Below are 5,290 nucleotides of genomic sequence, written 5' to 3' on the forward strand. Positions count from 1 at the left end.
TACCGTGGAATCGCGGCATTCCTCGCCATCTCGAGCGGGAACCTACAACTCTTCTCGTCGCTGTGCTTGACCGCGTTCAGAAGTCCCTCGGCGATGACGTCGTACACATCGCGCGCGAGGCGGGGATGCGCATCGAGCGCGGCCAGCGCCCGGGGATCGAGCGTGGTCTGCAGCACGATCACCCGTCCCCACGTCGCCAGCAGCGCACGCAGCGCCGCCGCGTCCGTGCCGGGGTCGGCTGCCGCATACGTCGACGTCAGCCGATGCACGAGCGCGAGTAGATCGTCGCGCAGTGCGGAGGTGTCCGCCGGGGACGGGTGCGGATGCGTCAGCGCGAACTGCATGCACGCTCCCTGCCCGTCGCGGTGCAGCAGCTCCGCCGTGCGTCGCAGGCCTTCCCGAGCGGGACCGACCCCCTCGCGGCTCGCGCGCTGAGAATGCGTGATCGTTCCCGACAGTCGACGCTGTTCTCGGCGCAGTCTCTGCACGGCGCCCGCGCACAGGCCGGCCGCGAGCGCGAAGGCGAGGTAGTCGATGGCGGGCAGGAGCGCGAGGAGGCCGCGATGTCCGTAGATCGCTGCCAGCACGGAGAGCACGACGCCGCCGATGGCCGCGCCCAGCAGATAGACCGTGGCGCTGAGACGGGCGCTGCGTACGAACCTTCGGCGCCGCGCGACATGGTCGACAAGACCCGTCACGGTGACGACGGCGACCAGACCCGCGATCAGCTCGGCGGGGCCCGTCGTTCGCAGCGCGTAGGGCAGTGTGCAGGCGATGTAGACGATCGCGACCGTCCCGCGTGGTGGAAGGCGCAGCGGCGGCAGCGCCAGGCCGCGACGGCGAATCGAGATCTCATCCGTGGCGGGTGCGCCCCGCGGCGCCGAGGTCGTCGCCGCATCGTCCGCCACCTGTTGCAAGCGGTGGCTCCAGGTGCGGAAGGCCTCCGTCCCGAGCGCGCGCACGCCGCTCGGCCCCGTCGCGGGATCCCACCGATCGATCGCCCGGGTGAGGGCGGATGCCGCGGCACCCACTTCGCGGCGGGCGCGCCGGTCGACGACGACGGCGCGGTCGGGCGCGGCGGCGAGCTCTGCCGCCACCTCGCGCAGCAGCGCGTTGGTGCGACGCAGCGTGTGCACGGCGTTCTCGAGCACGGCGATCATCGCGAGCACGACCGGCCAGACGACCACGTTCGTCGCGATACGGAACGGCAGCTGGGCTGCTGCCGGAATCGGCAGTGCCCACGGCGCGGCCCACGCGTCCTGCACGAGCGGGCGCAGTGCGGCGCACGCGACGATGCCGACGATGAGCACGATCGCGCGCACGCGCGGCGCGGACAGGTGCCGCTCGATCAGCGCGAGGGCCCCGAGCACAAGCACGAAGCATGTCGTCGTGGCCAGCGTCGCCGGAGCCAGCGCCGCGACATCCACGCCCGCACCCACGGGCGCCATGATGGTCATCGACAGGACGAGGGTCGCCGCGAGCGACCACAGGCTCAGAAACCGTCCGTCGGCCACGACACGGCCGATCGCCGTGGCGAACCGCCTCACCCGCGGCCTCTCACCGGGCCGGGCCGAACGCGGCCAGGTACATCGCCGCAGCGGCGACGCGAGGGCTGACGGTCGGGTCGCCCGTCACATCCAAGCGGTCGAACAGGCGGCTGATCGAACGTTCCACGGCCCGCACGCTCGACGCGGTCTCTTCGGCGATGCGCTCGTTCGACCATCCGCGAGCGACCATCGCGAGGATCTCGAGCTGATGGCGGGTGAGCGCGCCGAGGCCGTCGCGGGCATCGGGTGCAGGCAGAGCCGTCGCCGCCGGGGCCCGCCGCGTCGACAGTGCCTGCTCCAGCGCCGACACGAGGCCGTCCGCGGAGTCGAGGTCCTGCTTGGAGACGAAGACCGCGTGGGCGATGCCCATCGCCGTCGCGCCGGCCGCTGCGCGCGGATAACTGCTCAGGAAGACGATCGCCAGATGTGGTGCGAGCTCGGACAGCATGGCCGCCAGTTCCGCGCCGGAGGGTCGGCTGCCGAGGTCGATATCGGTCAGCAGTGCGTCGGGGTCGAACTCGGTGAACAGCTGGGTGGCCGTCGCCGCGTCGGCCGCGGCGGCCGTCTCGAACCCGTGACGCTGCAGCAGCTCGCACACGAGCATGCGCAGGGCGGCCTGGTCTTCGACCACGAGCACGCGACGGGTCCAGTCCGAGGCCACGACATCACCCTAGCGCTCGCGCCGCGCGTCCCGTCGTTGCCCCGACGAGCACCGGTGTCGCTCCCTGCAGTCGTCAGTGAGCGGCGTCGTAGGCCTCGAGGACGGAGGCGGGGACGCGTCCGCGCTCCGACACCGTGAAACCGTTCTTGGCGGCCCACTCGCGGATGGGACCGTAGTCGCGCTGCTGAGAGCGGCGCTGTCCGCGGGTGCCGGCGCGGCGCGGCGCGGTCGCGCGCGACGAGACGCTGCGCGCGGCGGAGACATACGGCGCGAGCGCGTCGCGAAGCGCGGCGGCGTTGTCGGTCGTGAGGTCGATCTCGTACGCGGTGCCGTCCAGCGAGAACAGGACGGTCTCACCGTCACCGACTTCGAGAACGGTGCCGTCCAGGTCATCGACGAGCTGGTGAACGATTTTGCGGGCCATGGGCAGAGCCTACTGATACCGACGGCTGATCAGGGGAGCAGTCCCGCGCGTCGCGCCCGTGTCACCGCGGCGTGGCGCGTGCCCGTGTCGAGTTTGGCCATCGCCGACTGCAGATACGACTTGACGGTGCCCTCCCGCAAGCCGAGTGCGACAGCGATCTCGGCGTTGGTCTGGCCCAGTGCCGCGCACGCGAGCACATCGATCTCTCGCGGCGACAGCTTCACGTCGAGCGTCTCCGTGGTCGCACTGTCGTCGCGGGTCAGATCGGCGAGGCGCTGTTCGATCTCGGCGAGACGGCGCCGGATGGCGGCGTCGGGCACATCGGCGGCGATGCGGCGCAACTGCGCGTACGTGTCGCGCAGGTGCTCGCGCAGCACGGGGTCGACGCCCGAGGTGGATGCCGGAGCGAGGGTGAGTCGCCGCTGCACTTCTTCTCTGACGCGAAGCTCCGTCGCCAGATCGCTGGCGACCTGGAGCGCCATGCGTGCGGTGGACTCTCCGAAGGGGGACGGCGACCACGAACCGCAGTAGAGCACGCCGCGTGCGCGCCCGGCGACGAGCACGGGCACGGCGAACAGCGTCGAGATCCCCTCGCCGAGGATCGCGCGATCGTAATCGTGGGTGATGTTGCGCGAAGACCGGTAGTCGAGAGCGAGTCGCGGGCGCCGCTCCACGAGCGCCCGCCCGCCGAGCCCGCGGCTGGCGTGCACGACGAGTCCGGACAGGTGCGGGGTGCGGTTTCCGACGACCGAGGTGACCTCGACCGCGTTTGCCCGCTCGAAACCGCCGAAGGCGACGGGAAGGCCCGTCCGTGTGGCCAGATCCTCGACGGCATGGGCCAGCAGATCACTGTCAGTGAGCGGGGTCGGCGTCGCCATCTCGCCTCCCTGACATCGAGGGCGACGACCGCGTCACCCGTGCGCTCGAGGATATCACCGGGCGTCGTCGCGGGCTCCGCCAGCGATCCACCCGAGCTCGACCCGGGGCTCCCGCGTCGCGCCGCGGGAGCCCCGTGCCGCGACCGGCCTACACGGCGGCGGATCGAGCGGTGCCGTCTCGTACGACGCGCGCTTCGAGATCGAGGAGGAACCGTTTGCGTTCGGGGTGACCGCCGTACTCACCGATGGATCCGTCGGCACGGACGACACGGTGCGCCGGAATCACGATCGAGATGGGCGTGCGGGCACACGCCGATCCCGCCGCGCGGTGCGCGCCTGGTGAGCCGGCGAGAATCGCCAATTCGCCGTACGAGCTCGTCTCGCCATACGGGATCTCGTCCATCGCCTCCAGTGCCCGGCGTGCGAAACCGTCGACCCCGTGCAGGTCGAGATCGAGCGTGAAACGTCGCCGCGTGCCCGCGAAGTACTCGTCCAGCTGCGCGGCCACCTCGGCGGTGGCCGCGGCATCCGGCACCACGATGCCCTGGCGGCGGGCGCTGATCGCTTCGAGGCGGCGGTCGGCCGCCGTCAGCGACACATCCAGCACGTCCAGGGCGACGAGGCCCCCATCGGCGACGACGATGAGGGCCTCGCCGATCGGTGTCGGGTGCACCGAGTATGCGGCAGTCGAGGTCATGACTCCATGATGCTCGCGACGGTCGACATCATCGTCGCGCGGTCGCGGTCTGTGGAGGCGCAGAGCCTCCGCGTCGGTTGGGGAGGAGGATCCACGGTGCCGCCCCACCTGTCACATCAGCCCCAATACCGCGAAAACCCGCCGCGCTAACCGGGAACGCCGTGATCGGGACTTTAGGGTGTCGAGTGTGTGGAGAGCAGACGATGGCGCCGTGCGAGGCGTGGACGACGCCGACCACGGTCATGCGGTGAGCCCGGCGGACCTCGACCTGTCTGAGCCGGGGGTCGTCGTGACCCACGTCGCCGCCGGTGAGCGTGCGCGCCTGCGCGAGGAGTCGGCGTGGCTCGGTGGCCGGTCCACCCTGCTGCACTACACCGACGCCGGCGATGCGGGCATCGACATCACGAAAGCCCATCCCGGCAGCCTGCCCCAGTTCATCACCGGGCGCTCCACGCTGCTGTCCAACCTCTTCCGTGACGAGGTCGCCCTGCGCACGGCCCGCCTGGCGGCCGAGCGCATCGCCGCCAAGGACGTCGAGATGCGCACGACCCGTGGCATCGACACGGTGCACCTGGCGGTCGGCATCGCCGGCTGGCGCATCGGCGGCGTCACCTACGCCGCCCCGGTGCTGCTGCGCCCGCTCGCCATCCGCCGCCACCACTCCGACTTCGATCTCAAGCTGCACGGCACCTTCACGATCAACCCCGAGCTCGTCGTCGCCGCGCGCACGCACTTCGGTCTCGTGATCGACGGGCGCGCGCTCGCCGAACTCGCCTACGACGGTGGCGTCTTCAAACCGCAGCCGGTCATCGACCACCTGCGCGCGCTCACCGCGCACGTCGACACCTTCACCGTGCAGCCGCGCCTGGTCGTGTCGACGTTCGCCGACGCGTCGTCGCCGATGAGTCGCGACGCCGAGAGCCTCGATCACCCGATCCTGAACGCCCTCGCCGGCCACGAGTCCGACCGCGAGGATCTGTCGATCGTCCGCGCGCCCGCCCCGCCCGTCAGCTCCGATGAGCGACCGCCCGCCGCCGACCGGCTCCTGCTCGATGCGGATGCCGAGCAGGAGGCCGTGCTCGC

General features: G+C 71.3%; 5 protein-coding genes and 1 pseudogene. 1 reads left to right on the forward strand and 5 read right to left on the reverse strand.

Translation table 11 applies throughout. The features are described from left to right. From BGN98_RS13070 to BGN98_RS13090, 5 genes are all read right to left on the reverse strand, one after another. A partial coding sequence (locus BGN98_RS13070) for a hypothetical protein (protein WP_288121638.1) occupies window positions 1-1,547 on the reverse strand: 1,547 nt, incomplete at its 3' end. A 10-nt stretch (window positions 1,548-1,557) separates the two neighbouring features. Then, window positions 1,558-2,208, reverse strand: coding sequence for a response regulator (locus BGN98_RS13075; protein WP_288121639.1), 651 nt, complete (start codon window positions 2,206-2,208; stop codon window positions 1,558-1,560). 73 nt (window positions 2,209-2,281) lie between these two features. Beyond that, window positions 2,282-2,632, reverse strand: a complete 351-nt coding sequence (locus tag BGN98_RS13080; RefSeq protein WP_288121640.1) for a histone-like nucleoid-structuring protein Lsr2 — start codon at window positions 2,630-2,632, stop codon at window positions 2,282-2,284. A 29-nt stretch (window positions 2,633-2,661) separates the two neighbouring features. Continuing rightward, on the reverse strand, window positions 2,662-3,510 hold the full coding sequence (locus BGN98_RS13085; protein WP_288121641.1) for a LuxR C-terminal-related transcriptional regulator: 849 nt from the start codon (window positions 3,508-3,510) through the stop codon (window positions 2,662-2,664). A gap of 148 nt (window positions 3,511-3,658) precedes the next feature. Continuing rightward, on the reverse strand, window positions 3,659-4,207 hold the full coding sequence (locus BGN98_RS13090; RefSeq protein WP_036290053.1) for a methylated-DNA--[protein]-cysteine S-methyltransferase: 549 nt from the start codon (window positions 4,205-4,207) through the stop codon (window positions 3,659-3,661). A gap of 211 nt (window positions 4,208-4,418) precedes the next feature. Between BGN98_RS13090 and BGN98_RS13095 the strand changes: the two are divergent. Then, a pseudogene (locus tag BGN98_RS13095) lies at window positions 4,419-5,290 on the forward strand (AAA family ATPase); the annotation flags it as partial.

Source organism: Microbacterium sp. 69-7 (genome assembly GCF_001897985.1).
GTDB lineage: Bacteria > Actinomycetota > Actinomycetes > Actinomycetales > Microbacteriaceae > Microbacterium > Microbacterium laevaniformans.

Excerpts from the sequence above, each read along its gene's own strand:
- BGN98_RS13080 (WP_288121640.1), bottom strand. The coding sequence starts at position 2,632 with ATGGCCCGCAAAATCGTTCACCAGCTCGTCGATGACCTGGACGGCACC.
- BGN98_RS13085 (WP_288121641.1), bottom strand. The coding sequence starts at position 3,510 with ATGGCGACGCCGACCCCGCTCACTGACAGTGATCTGCTGGCCCATGCC.
- BGN98_RS13090 (WP_036290053.1), bottom strand. The coding sequence starts at position 4,207 with ATGACCTCGACTGCCGCATACTCGGTGCACCCGACACCGATCGGCGAG.